The organism is Kitasatospora sp. NPDC088779, assembly GCF_040685395.1.
Taxonomy (GTDB): Bacteria; Actinomycetota; Actinomycetes; order Streptomycetales; family Streptomycetaceae; genus Kitasatospora.
In genome coordinates, this window is sequence record NZ_JBFBHW010000129.1 from 1 (window position 1) to 1,113 (window position 1,113).

At 70.4% G+C, this 1,113-nt stretch carries 1 protein-coding gene and 1 pseudogene; both read right to left on the reverse strand.

Translation table 11 applies throughout. The annotated features are described in order from the left end of the window. Positions 1–17: 17 nt before the first annotated feature. A pseudogene (locus AB0P03_RS40820) lies at positions 18–527 on the reverse strand (transposase); the annotation flags it as partial. Further along, positions 503–1,099, reverse strand: coding sequence for a winged helix-turn-helix domain-containing protein (locus tag AB0P03_RS40825; RefSeq protein WP_363633803.1), 597 nt, complete (start codon positions 1,097–1,099; stop codon positions 503–505). The pseudogene AB0P03_RS40820 and the gene AB0P03_RS40825, both read right to left, overlap by 25 nt. Positions 1,100–1,113 lie beyond the last annotated feature (14 nt).

Consider the following 1,113-nt stretch of genomic DNA (forward strand, 5'->3'; position numbering starts at 1 on the left):
TTACTGACATTGGCGCTTCAGGGTGATGGCGGCGGGAGGTCGAGGGAGAGGCCGGTCCCGGCGAGGAATCCGTCGAGGATGTCGGGGCGGTACTGGAGCCGTTTGAGCCGGTTGCGGACGAGGGCTTCGAGGCGGTCGACGGCGACCGAGGACAGGTTGGCCAAGCTGCGCTTGACGTGCGCCCAGAGCCACTCCACGGGATTCAGGTCCGGCGCGTAAGCGGGCAGGATGAACACCGTCAGCCAGTCCCGCGCGCCGATCAAGTCCCGCATGGCATAGGAGACATGAGTGTTCAGGCGGTCCCAGACCAGCACGATCGGCGCCTTCACCAGGTGGTGGATGCCGTCGATCAGGCCGATGTAGTCGCGCTCGGACAGGCTCCGTCGCTCACCCTTGCGACCGGTGTGCCGCCGGATGCGATGGGACAGCCTGGTCCGGGAGCCGGGCCGCACGGCGATCAGCCCCGCGACCGAGACCCGACCGGAGCGGCTGCCGGAGACCTTCACGACCGGGGTGACGCCCCGCCGCCCCCAGGTGCGTCCACGGGGCGGCCTGCGCGTGAAGCCGGCCTCGTCCTCGAAGCAGACCCATCCGCCGCAGGCCGCCCGGGCGCTTTTACCTCCGCCCAAGTCGCCTCCTTCCACGCTGTAACGGCCTGCTCGTCACGCTCCGCGGACCGCCTCGCGGGTATCTGCGGCGTGAAACCGAGCCGGCGCATCAGCCGGGTGGCGCCCGAGACGCTGTAGGAGACGTGGAACTTGCGGCCGATCAGTGTGGCCACCCGCGCACCGGTCCACACCTGGTCCTCGTCCCAGCCGTGGGCGGCCGGTCCCTGGTCGAGGTAGGCGGCCAGTTTCTCCTGGCACCGCACGGACAGCTTGCACCGCTGCCCGTGGGGGCCGCGCGAACCCAGCGCCGCCGCCCCGCCCCGCTTCCAGGCCTGGTGCCACTGGTAGACCGACTTGCAGCTCACCCGCAACTGCCGGGCGACCTCCGGAGGCTTGACTCCTTCGCCGAACAGCGCGGCAGCCTCCAAGCGCACGGCCTCACGGCGCTGTCGTGCCTTCGCCGTCAGCCCGCCCCCATCCGCATATCGCATGCGAGACGGTCTAC